Source organism: Alcanivorax sp. IL2 (assembly GCF_047495475.1).
GTDB lineage: Bacteria > Pseudomonadota > Gammaproteobacteria > Pseudomonadales > Alcanivoracaceae > Alcanivorax.
Genome location: NZ_CP179932.1, coordinates 735877 through 752826, shown reverse-complemented (window position 1 = coordinate 752826; position 16950 = coordinate 735877). Strand labels below are relative to the sequence as shown.

19 protein-coding genes are annotated in these 16950 nt (G+C 56.7%); 6 read left to right on the top strand and 13 right to left on the bottom strand.

Translation table 11 applies throughout. The annotated features are described in order from the left end of the window. Window positions 1–3: 3 nt before the first annotated feature. Complete coding sequence (locus ACMG4N_RS03455; RefSeq protein WP_297768019.1) at window positions 4–480, bottom strand: hypothetical protein; 477 nt, start codon at window positions 478–480, stop codon at window positions 4–6. Between the two features lie 143 nt (window positions 481–623). Then, on the bottom strand, window positions 624–1070 hold the full coding sequence (locus tag ACMG4N_RS03450) for a YtoQ family protein (RefSeq protein WP_035249837.1): 447 nt from the start codon (window positions 1068–1070) through the stop codon (window positions 624–626). Between the two features lie 419 nt (window positions 1071–1489). Here ACMG4N_RS03450 and ACMG4N_RS03445 point away from each other — a divergent pair, with 419 nt between their 5' ends. Beyond that, window positions 1490–2299, top strand: a complete 810-nt coding sequence (locus tag ACMG4N_RS03445; RefSeq protein ID WP_297768014.1) for a DUF3298 and DUF4163 domain-containing protein — start codon at window positions 1490–1492, stop codon at window positions 2297–2299. Window positions 2300–2338: 39 nt separating this feature from the next. Here the strand turns inward: ACMG4N_RS03445 and cobS are convergent, their stop codons facing one another. Genes cobS through ACMG4N_RS03430 form a run of 3 tightly spaced genes read right to left on the bottom strand, consistent with a single transcriptional unit; the run spans window position 2339 to window position 4470 of the window. Continuing rightward, a complete protein-coding gene (gene cobS / locus ACMG4N_RS03440; RefSeq protein ID WP_297768011.1) occupies window positions 2339–3073 on the bottom strand; it encodes an adenosylcobinamide-GDP ribazoletransferase in 735 nt (244 codons plus the stop codon). Between the two features lie 9 nt (window positions 3074–3082). After that, window positions 3083–3607 carry a M23 family metallopeptidase gene (locus tag ACMG4N_RS03435; protein ID WP_297768008.1) on the bottom strand — a complete coding sequence of 175 codons (525 nt, stop codon included), beginning with the start codon at window positions 3605–3607 and terminating at the stop codon, window positions 3083–3085. After that, entirely contained in the window at window positions 3586–4470 is an 885-nt protein-coding gene (locus tag ACMG4N_RS03430; RefSeq protein ID WP_297768006.1) for a LysR family transcriptional regulator, read from the bottom strand. The genes ACMG4N_RS03435 and ACMG4N_RS03430 overlap by 22 nt, the downstream gene beginning before the upstream one ends. Before the next feature lie 137 nt (window positions 4471–4607). Here ACMG4N_RS03430 and ACMG4N_RS03425 point away from each other — a divergent pair, with 137 nt between their 5' ends. The 4 genes from ACMG4N_RS03425 (at window position 4608) to ACMG4N_RS03410 (ending at window position 7207) form a co-directional block, all read left to right on the top strand. Further along, window positions 4608–5384: a ferredoxin--NADP reductase gene (locus tag ACMG4N_RS03425; RefSeq protein ID WP_272962814.1), complete on the top strand. Its 777-nt coding sequence runs from the start codon at window positions 4608–4610 to the stop codon at window positions 5382–5384. A gap of 125 nt (window positions 5385–5509) precedes the next feature. Beyond that, window positions 5510–6244 carry an FAD-dependent oxidoreductase gene (locus tag ACMG4N_RS03420; RefSeq protein ID WP_414432904.1) on the top strand — a complete coding sequence of 245 codons (735 nt, stop codon included), beginning with the start codon at window positions 5510–5512 and terminating at the stop codon, window positions 6242–6244. Continuing rightward, window positions 6216–6710: an FAD-dependent oxidoreductase gene (locus ACMG4N_RS03415; RefSeq protein WP_414432903.1), complete on the top strand. Its 495-nt coding sequence runs from the start codon at window positions 6216–6218 to the stop codon at window positions 6708–6710. The genes ACMG4N_RS03420 and ACMG4N_RS03415 overlap by 29 nt, the downstream gene beginning before the upstream one ends. Before the next feature lie 155 nt (window positions 6711–6865). Then, window positions 6866–7207 (top strand): hypothetical protein, encoded by a 342-nt coding sequence (locus ACMG4N_RS03410; protein ID WP_297767998.1) that lies wholly within the window; start codon window positions 6866–6868, stop codon window positions 7205–7207. On the opposite strand, the gene ACMG4N_RS03405 is transcribed toward ACMG4N_RS03410, so the two are convergent. From ACMG4N_RS03405 to ACMG4N_RS03375, 7 genes are all read right to left on the bottom strand, one after another. Further along, window positions 7204–8247 carry a fimbrial protein gene (locus tag ACMG4N_RS03405; protein ID WP_297767995.1) on the bottom strand — a complete coding sequence of 348 codons (1044 nt, stop codon included), beginning with the start codon at window positions 8245–8247 and terminating at the stop codon, window positions 7204–7206. The genes ACMG4N_RS03410 and ACMG4N_RS03405 overlap by 4 nt on opposite strands. Next, window positions 8219–10729, bottom strand: a complete 2511-nt coding sequence (locus ACMG4N_RS03400) for a fimbria/pilus outer membrane usher protein (RefSeq protein WP_297767992.1) — start codon at window positions 10727–10729, stop codon at window positions 8219–8221. Before ACMG4N_RS03400 ends, ACMG4N_RS03405 begins: the two co-directional genes overlap by 29 nt. A gap of 30 nt (window positions 10730–10759) precedes the next feature. After that, a complete protein-coding gene (locus ACMG4N_RS03395) occupies window positions 10760–11479 on the bottom strand; it encodes a molecular chaperone (RefSeq protein WP_297767989.1) in 720 nt (239 codons plus the stop codon). 71 nt (window positions 11480–11550) lie between these two features. Continuing rightward, the gene (locus tag ACMG4N_RS03390) at window positions 11551–12096 is read right to left on the bottom strand and encodes a fimbrial protein (protein WP_297767986.1); all 546 of its coding nucleotides are present in this window, start codon (window positions 12094–12096) and stop codon (window positions 11551–11553) included. Between the two features lie 592 nt (window positions 12097–12688). Further along, window positions 12689–12883 (bottom strand): YheV family putative metal-binding protein, encoded by a 195-nt coding sequence (locus ACMG4N_RS03385; RefSeq protein WP_297767981.1) that lies wholly within the window; start codon window positions 12881–12883, stop codon window positions 12689–12691. A gap of 58 nt (window positions 12884–12941) precedes the next feature. Beyond that, the gene (prlC, locus tag ACMG4N_RS03380) at window positions 12942–14975 is read right to left on the bottom strand and encodes an oligopeptidase A (RefSeq protein ID WP_297767978.1); all 2034 of its coding nucleotides are present in this window, start codon (window positions 14973–14975) and stop codon (window positions 12942–12944) included. Further along, a complete protein-coding gene (locus tag ACMG4N_RS03375; RefSeq protein ID WP_297767976.1) occupies window positions 14953–15132 on the bottom strand; it encodes a hypothetical protein in 180 nt (59 codons plus the stop codon). Before ACMG4N_RS03375 ends, prlC begins: the two co-directional genes overlap by 23 nt. Before the next feature lie 43 nt (window positions 15133–15175). Between ACMG4N_RS03375 and ACMG4N_RS03370 the strand changes: the two genes are divergently transcribed. Continuing rightward, window positions 15176–15712, top strand: a complete 537-nt coding sequence (locus tag ACMG4N_RS03370; protein ID WP_297768098.1) for a gamma carbonic anhydrase family protein — start codon at window positions 15176–15178, stop codon at window positions 15710–15712. A gap of 247 nt (window positions 15713–15959) precedes the next feature. On the opposite strand, the gene ACMG4N_RS03365 is transcribed toward ACMG4N_RS03370, so the two are convergent. Further along, window positions 15960–16937, bottom strand: coding sequence for a lipid A deacylase LpxR family protein (locus ACMG4N_RS03365; RefSeq protein WP_297767974.1), 978 nt, complete (start codon window positions 16935–16937; stop codon window positions 15960–15962). Between the last annotated feature and the right edge of the window lie 13 nt (window positions 16938–16950).

The window sequence follows — 16950 nt, the reverse complement described above, 5'->3', positions numbered from 1 at the left end:
GTTTTACTCAGGATTATCCGTGCCTTCAGCCACGGGCGCATTCAACGCCTGCCAGCTCTGTTTGGCGGCTTCCCAACCTTGGGAAAATTTCGCCTTGGCAGCTTCCCAGTTATCCGCACCGGCCTGCTGCAATGCCTGGTAACGGGTTTCCAGCTCCGCGCGTTGCTCTTTCAGGGCTGCCATGGCGGACTGTTTGTCCAGGCGGGCCTGCTGGGAAAGCTCTTTCCAGCCGCTGTCAATTTCGCTCTGCAGCAGCGTGATCTGCCGATCCAGATCATCCAGCGCATGGCGGGCAGTGCGCATGGCATCGTTTTTCTGTTCCACCGTGAATTCCTGAATATCCTCCAGGGTGTCTTCCATCTGCACGGCGACTTTATCCGGGTCCGGGGTCTTCACATTGGGCACCCCTTGGGTGTCCGCCCAGGAGGTGGCCGTGGTTACCAACATGAATGCGGCGGCGGCGAGTAAACGGTGTGTCATCGGAGCACTCCTTAGTATTGCCTGTTAATGCCTGTCATCCGATAGGACAAGCAGAACACAGGAAATGCTCCTGAGGAGATGAAAAATGGGGTAAAACGGGGCCCGAACTGACCATTGCCAGGAAGCTCTGACCCCGCGCCCCGTCAGGCGTTGAGGATGTAAACCAGCATCTCCACCACCTGCTCGGGAGTGCGCGCCACGGCATCGGCGGCGGCATCCACTTCCTTGAGGGGATGGTCGTGTTCTTCATCGTGAAGAATGATCATGGGCGTGCCCAGAGCAGCGGTGTAACCCGCATCAAAGGCCGCATTCCACTGCTTGTATTTGGGGCCGAAACGGACAATAACCAGATCTGCCTCATCGATCAGCTTGCGAGTTCGGATGCCGTTGATTCCGGCACCCAGGCGGTCTTCCCAGAAGCGCTTTTCTTCCGCGCCGAGAATATTCACTCCCACCTTGTCGCTGGCTTCGTGATCGGTCACCGGACCGCTAAATTCGATATCCAGTTCTTTCTCGGCACACCCCTGAATGATCCGCTCGCGCCAATCGGTGTGGATTTCCCCGGAAAGGTAAACCGTCCAGAAGCTCATTGCATTTCTCCCATCAATAACAGTGTCAGTAAGCCCGGCCAGCATAGCAGGCTACTGAAAAACCCGTTGCGTGCTCAGTCTTTCAGGCTGGCTCGTAATCTATACCCGCAGGGCACAGAGGGCGCAATTTTGATGGCATGCTGGTTGCCTGTCGATCCTTCTACCTTCAAAGAACGGCAACGACGAGTACGGGCCAGCCTGGAAGACCCGAAGGGCGCGGCCTGAAGCGTACATCTGCTGCGCCTTGTCTCTAGGAAAGGGAGCCACCCTGCCCGTCAAGACAAGACACAACAGCTGCACACTTCAGGCCACGCTGAGCATGCAACGGGTTTTTCAGTAGCCTGCCAGGTCCATGGTTGCAAAAGGCAAGGCGCCTGCCGTTAAATGCCCGCATCCCGAATTTTCCGAAAGGCTATCTCATGCGCATGACATTTGTGTTCCTGCTCGCAGCCGCACTGCTGGCAGGTTGTGATAACAACAATCAGGATACCGACCCGGCTGGCGCGCAGCAGGGCACCGCCGACCCACAGTCTGGTGACGGGCAGGGGCATACCGGTGAGCTGGTGCGCGTTCTCCATACCCTGGAAAAAACGGATGAACAATGCCAGGGCGACGGCTGCCCGAAAGTGGATCTGGCCTGGCCAACCTTTGAAAACCAGCCGACCCTCAACGACGCGATCACCACCCAACTTGCCGGCATGCTCGTTCAGAACCAGGGTAGCACTCCCCATGACGGCACCATCGAAAGCCTGGTAGATGCCTTCCTCGCCGATGCGTCAGACATGGCCATGGCGTCCCAACAAGGCTGGGAGCTGAATGCCACCATCAAGCGCCAGACCCGCCGGGGCGACCTGCTCACCCTGCGCATGGACAGCTACGAATACACCGGTGGCGCCCATGGCCAGCCCGGCGTGCAGTACTTTCACTGGGACCTGGCACGCAAGCAAAAACTGGCCCTTGCTGACCTGCTGGAACCCGGTAAACAACAGGCGTTCTGGGAGCTGGCCCGAAACCAGCACCAGCAATGGCTGGACAAGGAAAAGCTGGACCAGACCTTTCGCGACAGCTGGCCCTTCGATCGCACCGACAATGTCTACTTCGGCAAGGGCGGCCTGGTGCTGCACTACAATGTCTACCACATTGCCCCTTACGCCATGGGGCAGCCGGAGTTGACGATTCCCTATGAAAAACTCGATGGCATTGTGCGCGATGAATACCTGAACCCCTGATGAAAACGCAGGGTGGATTACGCCTGCGGCTAATCCACCCTACAAAGTCAGGCCCAACAGGAACACCAACTCGGTAAACACCACGCTGGCCCCCAATGCATCCCCGGTATAACCACCAAGCTGCCGCTTCAGGCTGGCGCCCCACAGCAACGCAACCACCCCCACCGCCAGCAAGGCTGGCAGCCACACCGAAAACAACAGCGCCACAACCACGGTGAAGAGTGTGGCCAGTAGCAGCCTTTGTCCGCTGAAGGCTTCCGCCACCGGTTTGCTTTTACTGGTATCCGGGTCGGTCACGTAGGGCAGAAAACGCATCAGCAGCAAGGGCGTCAGCCGCCCGATGGCGGGCGTCACCAGCAGGGCCAGCCAGACCGGCTCGGCATCCATCAGCAATACCGCTTTCAGGCCCAGCGCCACTACCAGCGCCACCGCACCATAAGTGCCGATACGACTGTCCTTCATGATCTCCAGCCGCCACGCCACCGTGTAGCCACCGCCCAGGGCATCCATGCTGTCCGCCAGGCCATCCTCGTGGAAGGCACCGGTAATCCAGAGATGGAAGGCCAACACCAGACCGATACAGACCGGCAGGCTCCAGAACGCGGCCAGGCCCGTAAAAAGGGCCGCATAAAGACCGCCCAGCAACAGCCCCACCAACGGAAAATACAGGCTTGAGCGGTTCATCAACGTCTGTGAATAGTCGATCTTCACCGGCATGGGAATCCGGGTCAGAAAGCCCAGGGCCAGCCAGAAGGCCTGCCACTCCTGTTTCACGGCAACTCCTTATTGAACATCGAAATGCATCAGTGGGTTGAGGTAGAACATCTTCTTCCAGCCCTGCGGAGCACCATCTGCCAGCCACACCAGCGGCAGCATGCTGACCAGCGAATAATGCAGATGGGGCGGCTTACCTGTCGCATTGCCAGTACTGCCCACGGAGCCCACCGGTTCCCCGGCCCATAACCAGGGCCCGGTCTCGGCTATGTCTGCCAGATGCGCATAATAGTGAAGCCGCCAGCGGGGGCCGAGCAGCAGAACGACCTTGCCGCCCCGAGCCAGTTCGCCGCGAAATAGCACCAGACCGCCACTACTGGCCAACACCGGCGTGCCGCTGGGGGCAAAAATATCCACGCCCTTGTGCACTCCGGACTGGCCCCAGGGGTGATACCAGAACGTCTGCGGATGCCAGTCTTTGCTATCGGCGCCCTGCACGGGAACTTGCCGTCCCTCCGGCAGCAGCAACCCGAGAACCAGCAGTAGTGCCAGCCCGATCAGGCTGTAACCGGTTATCCGGCGGAAGCGCGACATAATTCCAGCCACCTCTCAATGCCCGGGCTGCGGTATTTCTGACGATGCAGCACAAAGTAGAAATCACGACTGAAATCCCGCTGGGGCACCGGCAATTCCACCAGCGACCCGCGCTTGAAGGCCTCACGCAGACACACCCGCGACAGGCAACTGATGCCCAGCCCGGCTTCCACCGCCCGCTTGATCGCCTCGGTATGCTCCAGCTCCAGGGCCAGATCCAACTCCGGCACCAGGCCATGCAGGCCACGTTCAAAGGTCTGCCGGGTGCCGGAGCCAGATTCGCGGACAATCCAGTGGGCCGCCCGCAAGTCTTCGTCGGTAAGTGCTTCCTTACCGGCAAGGGCATGATTCGGGCTACAGAACACCACCAGCTCGTCCTCCCGCCAGGGCAATAACTCCAGATCTGGGTGGTTCAGCTCACCTTCAATCAGCCCCAGATCCAGCTCGAACGCCAGCACACGCTCCACGATGGTTCGGGTGTTGGCCACCTCCAGATGCACCCGGGCGCCGGGCTGTTCGGCCATGTAATCGGCCATGATGCCCACCGCCAGATAATTGCCGATGGTCAGGGTGGCGCCCACATTGAGACGCCCCAGATCCCGGTGCGAGAGCAGGTCCGCCTCCAGATCCCGGGCCTGGGCCAGTAACGCCTCAGCTCGCGGCCAGAACTGGCGCCCCAGCTCATTGAGCTTGAGGCGCTTGCCGGCCCGCTCGAAGAACTTCAGATCGTACAGGGATTCCAGCTCCTTGAGCGCCCCGGACGCGGCGGACTGGCTCATGCTCAGACTCTCCGCCGCCTTGCTGATGTTCTCGTGGTGCGCCGTGGCCAGGAACACCTGTAGCTGTCGCAGAGTAAATTTCACGGGGGCTCCCTACAGTCGAATCAGACTCCTATATCGTTAATGCCGATATAATACATCGGAATTACCCATTTTACCGATAAACCCATTTCGATTAAATTTCCATCATCTGGAGTTTTGGAATAAGCGCTGAATTAATTATGTCTAATTTGAATACTGAAACCGTCACCAGCGTGCGCCACTGGAACGACACCCTGTTCAGCTTCACCACCAGCCGGGACCCGGGTTTCCGTTTCAAGAATGGCCACTTCACCATGATCGGCCTGGAACAGGACAACGGCCGCCCGCTGTTGCGTGCCTACTCCATCGCCAGCGCCAACTATGAGGAAGAACTGGAGTTCTTCAGCATCAAGGTGCCGGACGGCCCGCTCACCTCCCAGCTGCAGAACATCCAGCCGGGTGACAAGATCTATGTGAGCCGCAAGCCCACCGGCACCCTGGTAGCCGACCACCTGCTGCCGGGCAAGAACCTGTGGCTGTTGTCCACCGGCACCGGTCTGGCGCCGTTCATGAGCATCATCAAGGACCCGGAGGTCTACGACCAGTACGACCGGGTGATTCTCACCCACGGGGTGCGCCATGTGTCCGAGCTGGCCTATCAGGACACCATTCAGAGCGAGCTGCCCAACAACGAATTCTTCGGTGAATTCGTCAAAGGCAAGCTGCTCTACTACCCGACGGTGACCCGCGAACCGTTCCGCAACCAGGGCCGGCTCACCGACCTGATGACCAGCGGCAAGATCTTCGCGGATCTCGGCCTGCCCACGCCGAGCCTGGAGAACGATCGCTTCATGCTGTGCGGCAGTCCCGCCATGCTCAAGGATACCCAGGCGATTCTCGATGGCTGGGGCTTCAAGGAAACCCGCGGCGGCGAGCTGGGTGAGTATGTGATCGAGCGAGCGTTTGTGGAGAAGTAACAAGACACGCTTCATTCAGTACGCTACGGGCCGCCTTTGCGGCCCGTTTTTTTGACCCCGTCCCCAACCATATCGAGCTGGCCTGCTAGCATGGGCTGGCTTTTTCGGGGAAGGGATACCCATCTGTGCAACCACAAACCATCGCCATTATCGGCGCCGGCACCGCCGGCCTGGCCACGGCCGCCCTGCTCGCCGGGCAAGGCCACCGCATTACCCTGATAGAACGGGCTGAGGCACTAACGCCAGTCGGTGCCGGGCTGCTATTGCAGCCCAGCGGGCTGGCAGTGCTTCAGGAAATGGGCCTCTATCACGCGATGCTCGGTTACGGCGCCCGCATCGATGCGCTGGTCGGCCACACCCGCGACGATCGGCGCATCATGAACACCGCCTACCGCAGCCTGGACACTCACAGCCACGGCCTGGGCGTGCATCGCGCCAGCCTCTGTCATCTATTGGACCAGCACCTGCAGACACTGCCACACCAACGACGGATGGGCTGCACGGTCAGTGCCGTGGACACCATGGCGGATCGCGCCACCGTGATCGCCGAGCAGGCAGGCGAGCCCTGCCGGCTGTCCTTTGATGCGGTATTGATTGCCAACGGCAGCCACAGCCATCTTCGCCCGGCCGCCTGGACCCGCTATGACCGGCTTTTACCCCTGGGGAGCCATGTGGGCCATGCAGCCCATGGTGGCGTCGTTTGCGGCACCGCTGCTGCAACAGCGCTACCACCAGGCTGGCCAGATGGCCGGTATCCTGCCCACCGGCTGCCGCCCGGATCAGCCAGACCAGGCGCTGGCCAGTTTTTTCTGGAGTCTGCCGGTGGCGCAGATGAACGAATGGCAGCAGCCGGATTTTGATTTTTCCGCCTGGCGTCAGGAGGCACTCATGCTCTGGCCTCAGCTGGAAACGCTGTTGGCGCCCCTGACACACCAGAAACAACTGCTACCCGCCACCTATCGGGATGTGATCATGCATCACTGGGGGGAAAACCGGCTGGGTATTATTGGCGATGCCGCCCATGCCATGAGCCCGCAATTGGGCCAGGGCGCCAACATGGCCCTGCTGGATGCCCGGGCTCTCGGCCAGGCCGTTGCAGCGTCGGACACCTGGCCCCAGGCCTGGGCGCACTACCATCGTCAACGCGAACCACAGATCCGCTTCTACCAGCGCATGAGCCGCTGGCTGACACCGGCGTTTCAATCCCACAGCCGCACGGTATCCACCGGGCGAGACCTGTTCTTTCCTGTCATGGAGAGAGTGCCATGGCTGCGGATGCAGATGGCAAAGACGGTGGCGGGTCTGAAACACTCCCTCCTCGACTGATCATTCTTCCGTAACCGGTCATCCTCCATTTTCCACCTTTAAGTGCCAAAAATGTAAAAGAGCACGACAATTACTACATAAAACCAATGAAAAAGTACTAGAAGTAAACCTTCGCACTTAGACAAAATAACTAATCAGTGATCGAAGGGGGCACTATGAACACTGCACGCCGCACAGGGATCGCCGCGTTACTCGCACTTTCTACCTCCGCAGCCATGGCCAGCAATACGATCTCATTCCAGGGAGCGGTTGTGTATGCGTCCTGCCAAACGGCCGCGCAGAGCCAGGCCGGCTATACAGAGGTAGTCGTAAATTCCTGCGGTAATCAGGGGCTATCAGCCGCCCAGCACATTGCCAAGACTTACCTGGAACCTGTTGTCGGAGAGAGCCACGCCCAATCTGTTGTGGTTGAGAGCCAGTCAGGCCACCTTCAGGAGCGTATTGCGTCTTCTGGTGCGAAGCCGGCCAGCATGCGCTATGTCATTGAGTACCATTAATGGTACTCAATGGTGAATGTGGCCCTGCCATTACCGGTTCCAGCGCCCACGGTGCCTAGCTCGGTCTGGATATAGTAAGCGCGCATGGGCAGGATAAACTCGGCCGAATCGTTAATAGGAGTACGGCCAAGGGCAACGCCTTCACCGAGTGAAACCGTCTGCTCGGTGCCACCCAGGGTCTGGTTAAGTTGAATACCAATGCCGCTAGCTGATGCGGGACCACCATCTATGGCCAGCACGCCCGGCATGTTTGATGAATCCTGGGTTCCATCAAACCTTACCTTGATGAGCCCCTGATCCAGGCCGACGACATTGCCGCCCTGGCAGCGCATGCGGATCTCGAAATCTCTCGGATTCACCCTCGACCCTACCCCGCTAAAATCACGGTTGGAAACCGAGCCAAAGTTAACGGCAATGTTTTTGGATCCCGCCTCAACCTGGCAGGATGATGTCACAATCGTGATCCCCTGCCCCGTCAGCGTGGAGGTGAGAACCGGCCGGTTAATACCAGAGCCATCCAGGTAATAGGTTGAAAACAATCCCGGTGGGCCAACAGGGCCGGAGCCGGTAACCGCCGCCGTCTTCACCAGCTCCACTTTGAAGTACCCGCCAATCAGGTTTAACTGCCGGTTGCCGCTGAAATTTATCTGGTGAGGGTAGTAGGTCGAGATATCACCCGCTTCCCGGTAAAGCCGGATCCCCACACCTGGCACATCCGTTTGATAGACATTCGAAAACCCGGGGACAGCGGCAGGATTGCGCACCAGCTCGCCTCTGGAAAAGCCCCCGAAGTTACAAGACCCGGCATTGTTTTTTGCGGTAATCGGCACTTGCAGCGTCTGAATGATCGCCCCCACGGGCAAGTCCGGCTGGATCAGAACACGGCCCAATTCCATCCGCACATCCTGCGCGCTAAATCCGGATGATACAAAACAAGCCGCATGACCTGTAATACTCAGCAAACACAACATACTGATCGACAAACAGTACGCTGCCAGCCTATCAAGGCGCTCAGTGACAAATCGCATTGGTTTTTTCAAAACCGAACTCCTGTTCCGGAGACGCATCACCAAGTTGATAGGTCAACCTGCATTGCTCCCCACTCCACTTCACCGTCAACATTCCTTGTCTCTGTTCACTGCGGACAAAAATGACACTACTCTGGCCAACCACACCCACTTCATTGCCAGACATATCAAAGACTCGGGCAGCAAAAGGCAGGCTGATGCCATCACGGCGATGTGCTTTTATCAGTATCGGCAGTCCTTTTTCTGTCTCGAATGTCGCCTTGGTGATTGAGCCGGCGTAAGGAGCAAGCTTGCGACTCGTTCCTTTCAGCTCAACATTTCTGTCTATGCCGTTGGGGTCCAGCGTGATTCGATTCATCCGGTAAGGGGTCACATAAGGTAATACCGCATAACCAAAATCATCGACTTCCACACCAGAGGCACTGACCACTCCGGCTCCCTTGGCATCCTTGGCTTCAATAAGCACCATGGTGTCGCCGTGTTGCGGCGTCATGGTGATGCCATCCTTGTGCGCGACAAAGGCACCCCGTGCACCGGCAGAGGCCTGCTGATAATCGTCGCTGTAACTGTAAGAACCATTTACAGAAGCAAAGCGGCTACGGTACTCACCATTTACCCCAACGGTGGAACCGTTCTGTTCGTTGTCGGTTACCCGCATACCGTAGTTGTACTGGTTCCGGTCACCGCCATAGCCATTGATACCGGCCCGGCTGGATGTATAGCCGTCATCATCCAGTGAAACGCCGCCATCAATATATTGCCCGCTATAACCACCACCGATAGGCATGGTGAAAGAAAGATCAAACTGATTATCTGCCTCGCCTTCCTGGGTCGTGGTTCGGATTGCAGAAACGCCATAGCTAACAGATCGGAACCGGTTGTTGTAGCCCATCTGATATTGCTTGGTTTCCCCTTCAACATCCCAGAAATCACGTACGGATCCGGTGAAGTACAAAGACCCGTAGCGGCGACCAAGGGCCTGATTCAATGTCAGCTGAAACTGACTCTTCTGGCTTCTCAGGGCGGCCAGACTCAACTGTTGCTCATCAAACTCTCTGGCAAACATGGCATCCGACAGGCCATAAAACCCTTTTGTGGAGTAACGATAAGCGGCAAGCGTAAAGTTGGTATTGGTCTGATTCAGCATCTTCGAATAGTTGATGCGAACACTGTTGCCAAACTTGTCGTCATTATTCCTGAATTCTGTTTGTGAGCGGGTGACATCAAACGAAAAGGCACCCAGCTCTGTGGCCAGGCCGGCACCCACCAAAACAGAACGATAACCTTGACTGACTGTACTACCCAGGTAACCGGTAATGTCATGATATAGACCGCGCTGGTAAGTGGCCTGCATGAACAGCGGCTCATCTTCCAGTTCGTCATTACGCAGCTGCGCCACGGTAACGCTATGTCGGCTGATTCCTTCTCGCAGCAATTGCGCAATGGAGGAATAGGGCACACTAAAGGAGCGCTGCTGGCCGTCAGCTTCGGTGACAAGCACATCCAGATCCCCCCCGAACCCTGTGGGGTAAAGATCATCAATAACAAAGTTTCCGGGTGATACCGTGGTGCTATAGAGGAGATTACCGTTCTGGCGAACTTCGACACGGGCATTGGTAGAAGCCACGCCCCGAATCACTGGAGCATAACCCCGCATGGAATCGGGCAGCATGCGATCCTCGCTGGAAAGGTTCATGCCTCGATACGCTACGGAATCGAATAACTCACCACTGGTAAAGCTGTCACCAATGGTCAGGTTGCTGCGAATTTCCGAGAACGCACGACGTGCGAATGTTGAAGTCTTCTGAAAATCGTATCCTTCACCGGATCGCCGCGATACGCTGGAGTTATGCCTGAGCTGCCAACCCGCAACATTGACACCGGAATTCAGACCAAGATAAAGATTGTCACTGTTTGAAATGCCAGATCCCGACTCGTCAGCACGGATAGTTGTCGCATTCAGATCATAGCCGATAAACCCGGCATTAATACCACGATCCCATAGCTCAGGATTCACGTAACCCCTCGCTTCGCGACGCAGATTTTCTTGAGGAATTGTCAGGTCCATGCGTAGCGAGGAAATCTCGAGACGAGATTGCGCCTGCCCAATCCATTCGGAAATGGGCTTGCACTTCTCTATCTCACTAACTGGCGCCCCGATAGATTCAAAATCGACACCATAGAACTCAAGATCCTCAGCGCCAAAGCAGGTTTCTGCGCTTTTTCCTCCTGGTACTGACTTGAAAACAATATCCTGTTTGCCAAACCACTGGCCATTCACATACATATCAAGCCGGTACTCACCAGGCGATACAGGATTGCCGTGACTATACAAGGAGGTATCCATGTCTCTTGCTGAACCCATCAGGAAAGATGAGTTGAACGATGCCGGCTTATCCTGTGCATAGGAATTACCACACCAAGCCCCGACAGCCAGGGTAGCCATAACGATAGCTAAGCTTTTATTGATTGATAACGCCGACAGCATTGGCATCCTTACCAGACCTCTAGGCCGTTTATTTCGTTATCGTTGGGATATATCGATGCTGATTTCTACTGCGCCACCAAAATCATTTATCGATGTAAAAACGGCTTTTGTTCCCTGCCTGACATCTTTTTTGAAACCGATATCAAAATCATGCGTTGAGAAAGGCAAAAACATCAGCCCTGTCTCAACCTGATCCGTTTCTCCGCTTTCATGAGCCAGCTCCAACTTGACCACGCTTATGTGGTAGGGCGTCGGGTTTGTGCAACTCATTACTCTTTTTTCTGATTTAAAATCACACTCTAGAGAGTGACTTGATAAGTTCGCTCTACCTGCAAGATCAGCAGGTCGATAAAAAATCTTCAGTCTTGAACGAAATGCCAACTGCATAAGGTTTTTGTCCTCGGCGCTTTCCGGTGCCGGGGGCACTTCAAGAACGTTCAGCCAGAACAAGGATTCCCGGTCAGAGGGCAAATCCCTACCGGTAAAGGTCAATCGCAATGCCTGCCCAGAGCCTGCTTCTATACGGGAAATAGGCGGTGTAATGATGAATGGCGCCGAACTGGAATCCGGTGTTGCATCCTTATCGCCTTCGTCTACCCACGATTGCACCAGCGACGGTGATTCACCTGTGTTGTGAAGTTGCACAGTCACCTCTCGGGCTTTTTGTGGATAAACCACACGGGTGCCGTCAATAATCACACTGGCACTCGCCCACTCTGCTGACAGCAGAAAGCCGCTCAGCAAGAACAGTTTCACTCTTAATAACATTGAATTACCCAGCTCAGAGAGTTGGCAGCCCCCAGGAAACGAGAGCTGCCATCACGTCATCATTGATAGATGATGGTGTACTGAATAGAGGTATTAACCGTACCGGCAGTCGCTGCAGCGGTAGCATAGTATTCAGCATAGTAGTTCAGATCAGCAGCACCGCCCGCGGTTACGTCAACCCACTGGGAGTTGTCCTGCGCACCGCCAGCACCAGCAGCTTGAACAGGGATGAACAGGCTGTTCTCGCCCAGCAGTTGGATTTGTACGTTAGTGGCGGCATCGGCAGCGTTTGCCTGGTTAACCAGACGGCCAGTATCGAAATCAACAGTGGGGCCCGGCTCAAAGTAAGTTGCTACTTTGCCATCGCTGCTGCAGTTAGACAGATTGATGGAAAAAGGCGTACGACCGGCAGTTTGAGCGGCCGCGTTCAGAGTGCTGGCAGACACTGTGGGCAGGGTGACGGTGAAGTCTTTGCCCGCAGGAGTGGTAATTTCGCAGGTCTGATCAGTCACCAGGCCATTGAATGTAATAGTACCGTCTACCGCCAGGGCCGGTGCAGACAATACCGCGATGGCAGAAGCCAGAATAAGCTTGTTCACGCGCATGAAAAGTTCCCTCTTTGGGTGATCGCAACTGAGTTCGCCATTTGTTTTAGTGAAATAGTTCACATAACAGACAGCGGAATGGAACTTAGCACGACTCGAGAAAAGTTATTTGTAAAATTGGATACCTTTGCTTACTTTTTTACACACTCTAATAACGTTTAATCACCCTGATGTCACTTTTATAGTTATTAGCACCTACTTTATTTTTTAGTGACTACGCTTTTATTATTAAAACCCATTAAAATATGAACATGATTCGATATTTATATGCCTCTAGCTATGAGCAATGGGTCCCCCCCGCACTGGCCGGGAAAACGGTCGACCGTTGATACGCACGAGGGCATTGAAACTGCCTGTCGCAGGTCGGGATAAGCGATGTCAGCGGGGGGAAGGGATGTGATGCAGTGACCGCCAGTGGCGGCAGATTAATAACACCACTGGCACCCGCTGAAGGGGAAAGGATAGAAGCCAGCTGCCGATTGTCTCCGGCGCCTTCAAATGTAAGAGGGTGCCCTACTGTGCTGGAAGTCTTTTGGTTCCTGGTCGTTTTCCTGCGGACCAAGCGCTCGATCGTTGCTACGACCCGAAAACCTTATTTTTTTGCCGGCTGCAGGGTGACCGGTTTAGCCAGGGCATCGCTAGCTTCTGGTGGCTTGGCATCCAGATCTTTTGTCGCCCCGCAGGAAACACATTCCATCCACTGTGTGTCGCCGTCGATGACACGCTGGATCTTGTCCATCTGCCCACATTCCGGGCAGGTGGCACCGGCGATAAATTGGCGTTTCATGGTTGCTCCCTATCCCTCCGCAAGAGCGGCGCTCGAGCCGCTCCTGCGGTGAAATTTTCTAACCGTTAATACCGCAATGGCGCAGTAAGGGTTCCACGCTGGGTTCGCGGCCGCGGAAGGCCTTGAACAGCTCCATGGGTTCGCGGCTGCCTCCCTTGGCAAGAATTTCGCTACGGAAGGCGCGGCCGGTGTCTTCGTTGAATTCGCCTTCTTCCTCGAAACGGGAATAGGCATCCGCGGAAAGCACTTCTGCCCATTTGTAGCTGTAATACCCCGCCGCATAGCCGCCGGCAAAAATGTGCCCGAAGCTGTTGGGGAAACGGTTGAACGAGGGCGGCTGTATCACTGCCACCTGCTGACGTACTTCGTTCAGGACCTGATAGATATCCAGCCCTTCCCGGTACTCGGCATGGATGCGCATGTCGAACAGGGAGAATTCCAGTTGCCGCACCATCTGCATGGCGCCCTGGAAATTTTTCGCCGCCAGCATTTTGTCCAGCTTTTCCTTGGGCAGGGGTTCACCGGTCTCATAGTGGCCGGAAATCAGGGCAATGCCCTCTTCCGTCCAGCACCAGTTTTCCAGGAATTGACTGGGCAGCTCCACCGCATCCCAAGCCACACCGTTGATGCCGGAAATACCGGACACGTCCTGTTCGGTAAGCATGTGATGCAGGCCATGGCCGAACTCGTGGAACAGGGTGACCACTTCATCGTGGGTCAGCAGGCCGGGCTTGCCACCGGCGGGCGGTGCGAAGTTACAGGTCAGGTAGGCCACCGGCGTTTGCAGGCTACCGTCCGGGCGACGGCGGCGAATACGGGCGTCATCCATCCAGGCACCACCCCGCTTGCCAGTGCGGGCATACATATCCAGATAGAAGGCCGCACGCACGCTGCCATCATCGTCCACCAGTTCGTAGAAACCCGCATCCTCGTGCCACAGGTCCACATCGTCACGTTGCCGGAATTGAATCCCGAACAGCTTGCCGACCACGGCAAACATGCCGTTAATCACGGTATCCGCCGGGAACCAGGGGCGCAGCTCTTCCTCGGAAATGCTGTAGCGCTCTTCACGCAGCCGCTCGCTCCAGAAACCGATATCCCAGGGGTTCAGATCGTCGGCACCCTTCTCGGCCGCAAAGGCTCTCAGCTCCGCCAGCTCCTGTTCCGCCTGGGGCTTGGCCCGTTTGGCCAGGTCTTCGAGGAACTGAATCACTTCGTTCACATCACGGGCCATCTTGGTGGCCAGGGACTCTTCACCAAAGTTGGCAAACCCCAGCAGTTGCGCCTGCTCGTGCCGCAATTTGAGGATCTCATCCATGATGGCGGTGTTGTCGAACTGGCCAGCCTGGGGACCCTGATCAGAGGCCTTGGTGGTCCAGGCCACGTACATTTCCTTGCGCAGCTCGGCGTTCTTGCAGTGGCTCATGACGGCAATAAAGACCGGCGCATCCAGCGTCAGCAACCAACCGTCCTTGCCGTCAGCCTTTGCCCGGTCGGCGGCACCGGCTTTGGCACTGTCCGGCAGGCCATCCAGTTCCGCCTCATCGCTGATGTGTTTGGTCCAGGCCTGGGTGGCATCCAGGGTATTGTCGGAAAATTGGCTGGTCAGTTCAGAGAGCCGCTTGGAGTTGGCCATGTACTGCGCTTTCTTGTCATCCGGCAAATCCACCCCGGAGAGGCGGAAATCGCGCAGGGTATTTTCAATGTCTTTCTGCTGGGCTTCGCTGAGCGAGCTCCATTCATCACTGTCACGCAGCGCCTGGTAGGCGGCACACAGCTGCGCGTTCTGACCCACTTCGGTGCCATACTCGCTGAGCAGCGGCAGGCAGCTGTTGTAGGCATTACGCAGGGCTTCATTCTGGGCCACCGCATTGAGATGCCCAGCGGGGCCAAAGGCTTTGCCCAGGCGGTCGTCTTCCTCATCCAGGGCTTGCACCAGATGGGCGTAATCGAACTTGCCCTGGGCCAGCACCTGCTGGATGCGTTCGCGGCCATCCGCCACCAGTTGCTCCACGGCGGGCAATACATGCTCCGGCTGGATTTTGGAAAACGGCGGCAGTTCCGGGTAGTCAATCAGCGGGTTGTTGCTCATGGGTGTCCTGTCCTGGTTCTGTCTGCGCTGCCGGCAAGCGCTGACGAGCACTCTCGTCCGGCTGCAGCAGCGTCTGGAAAATCAGCCACTTGCTCAGCAGGAAAACGCCAAGCAAGATCAGTATGGCAATCAGTATACGGGTGGGGGGCTTGTTCATGGGCCTCCCTGACGATGACATTCAGCTATCGAGTTTATCAGTGATGGGGATTCGCCGCTTTGAAGACAAGGCCCCGCAGTTGGGCGAACGGGTATTTGTCGACCCGGATGCCACCGTAATCGGTGACGTGACCCTGGGGGATGACTGCTCCGTCTGGCCGCGGGCGGTGATTCGCGGGGATATGCATGCCATCCACATCGGCGCCCGGGTCAGCGTCCAGGACAACGCGGTGCTGCACATCACCCACGATTCCCGTTTCAACCCGGGCGGCTTCGCCCTGCAGATCGGTGACGATGTGACCCTCGCCCACCAGGCCATGCTGCACGGCTGCACCCTGGGCAACCGGGTGATGGTAGGCATGCAGGCCATCATCATGGATGGTGCCGTGGTGGAAGACGATGTCATCGTCGCCGCCGGCTCCCTGGTGGGGCCAGGGAAACGGCTGGAAAGTGGTTACCTCTACCGCGGCCAGCCGGCCCGGCAGGTGCGTGCCCTCACCGAGGAAGAGCGGGAATTTCTGCCTTATGTGGCCGGGAATTATGTGCGGCTGAAGGATCGGTATCTGGGTGAGGAGGGGTAAAGAGACTAACTGTAGCAGCTGCACTAGAGCCGCGAACCGAGCGTAGCGAGGGGAATGAAGATCAATCTAGCCGTCGTTCTGTTATTTCTGAAACCTGTCGAGCTCTGAGATTCCTGATCGCCCTGCGGGCGATTTCCGCGCAAGCGCGGTTCGCCATGCAAGCATAGCTCCTACAGCGGCTTCGTAGAGAACACGGATTTCGTGGGAACTTCTTGGCCTTTCCCTATCCAACCAGCGTAGCTCGTAGCTAAATTCTCCACATAAACGACATATTCCCGAAACTCAGAATATCGTCGCTGTCACGAATCGGCGATGAAGACCCCTGCAAGGTCAGCGTGAAGGAAAAATCATCCAGACGGATGCCGCCGCCGAGAACCAGCCCGAGAATACCGTCACGGGACTCAACATCATAAGGGCCACTGTTTTCTTCCAGATAGGAATAACCGATGTATTCGCCAAAGCTGGCGAAAAAGACTTCCCAGCCAAACCCCTCACCATCGAACAACCCCACCAGGGAACCGGCGGTACCAATGCCCGCATAATCAGGAATAAAGTTACGCGGCAGGTTCTGACCGATACGCCAGAACCCGCCAACCTTGGCGGTGCCGTTGAAGTTATTGGCATCCACTCCCCAGGCGTAACCCACTTCACTTTCCAACGAGCGACCGGAATAGCGCATCAGACGACGGGCATTGATAAAGTAGGCTCCCCCGATCAAATCTGAGCCAAGCTGGTTATCCCAGCCTTGTGGCTCCGTGGAGCCCGTCACTTTATGTACCACTTTCTGCGACTGCTCAGCGCCTGAATCAGGCCCCACAACGCCAACACGCACGCCATAGCCGAACAAACTATTTCCATTCCAGCTGAACAACCCCAGCTCCAGATTGCTGTAGCCCACGTAGGGCAGATCATTGAAGTCCGGCGTCTCACGCGCAATGTCAGACGGCGTAATCATGATCTGTTCCAGGCTCAGGGTCAGTGCATGCTTTTCATCATCCAGGCCGATGCCGGGCAGTGGGTCCAGCGCAGCGGCCAGACCGCAGGTAAACGTCCCATTGCGATCACAACGGTCATGGGCATCACCCACCCAGCTGATGCGCACGCCATTGGTGTACTGGCCGTCGGAACCGACAAACAGATCGTTATCCCAGGAAAAACCGAAGGTGGACGCCTGGCAAGAGAGAGGAAACAAGCAGGAAAGGGCCAACAGAACACGCGGGGGCATGGCCATTCCTCTC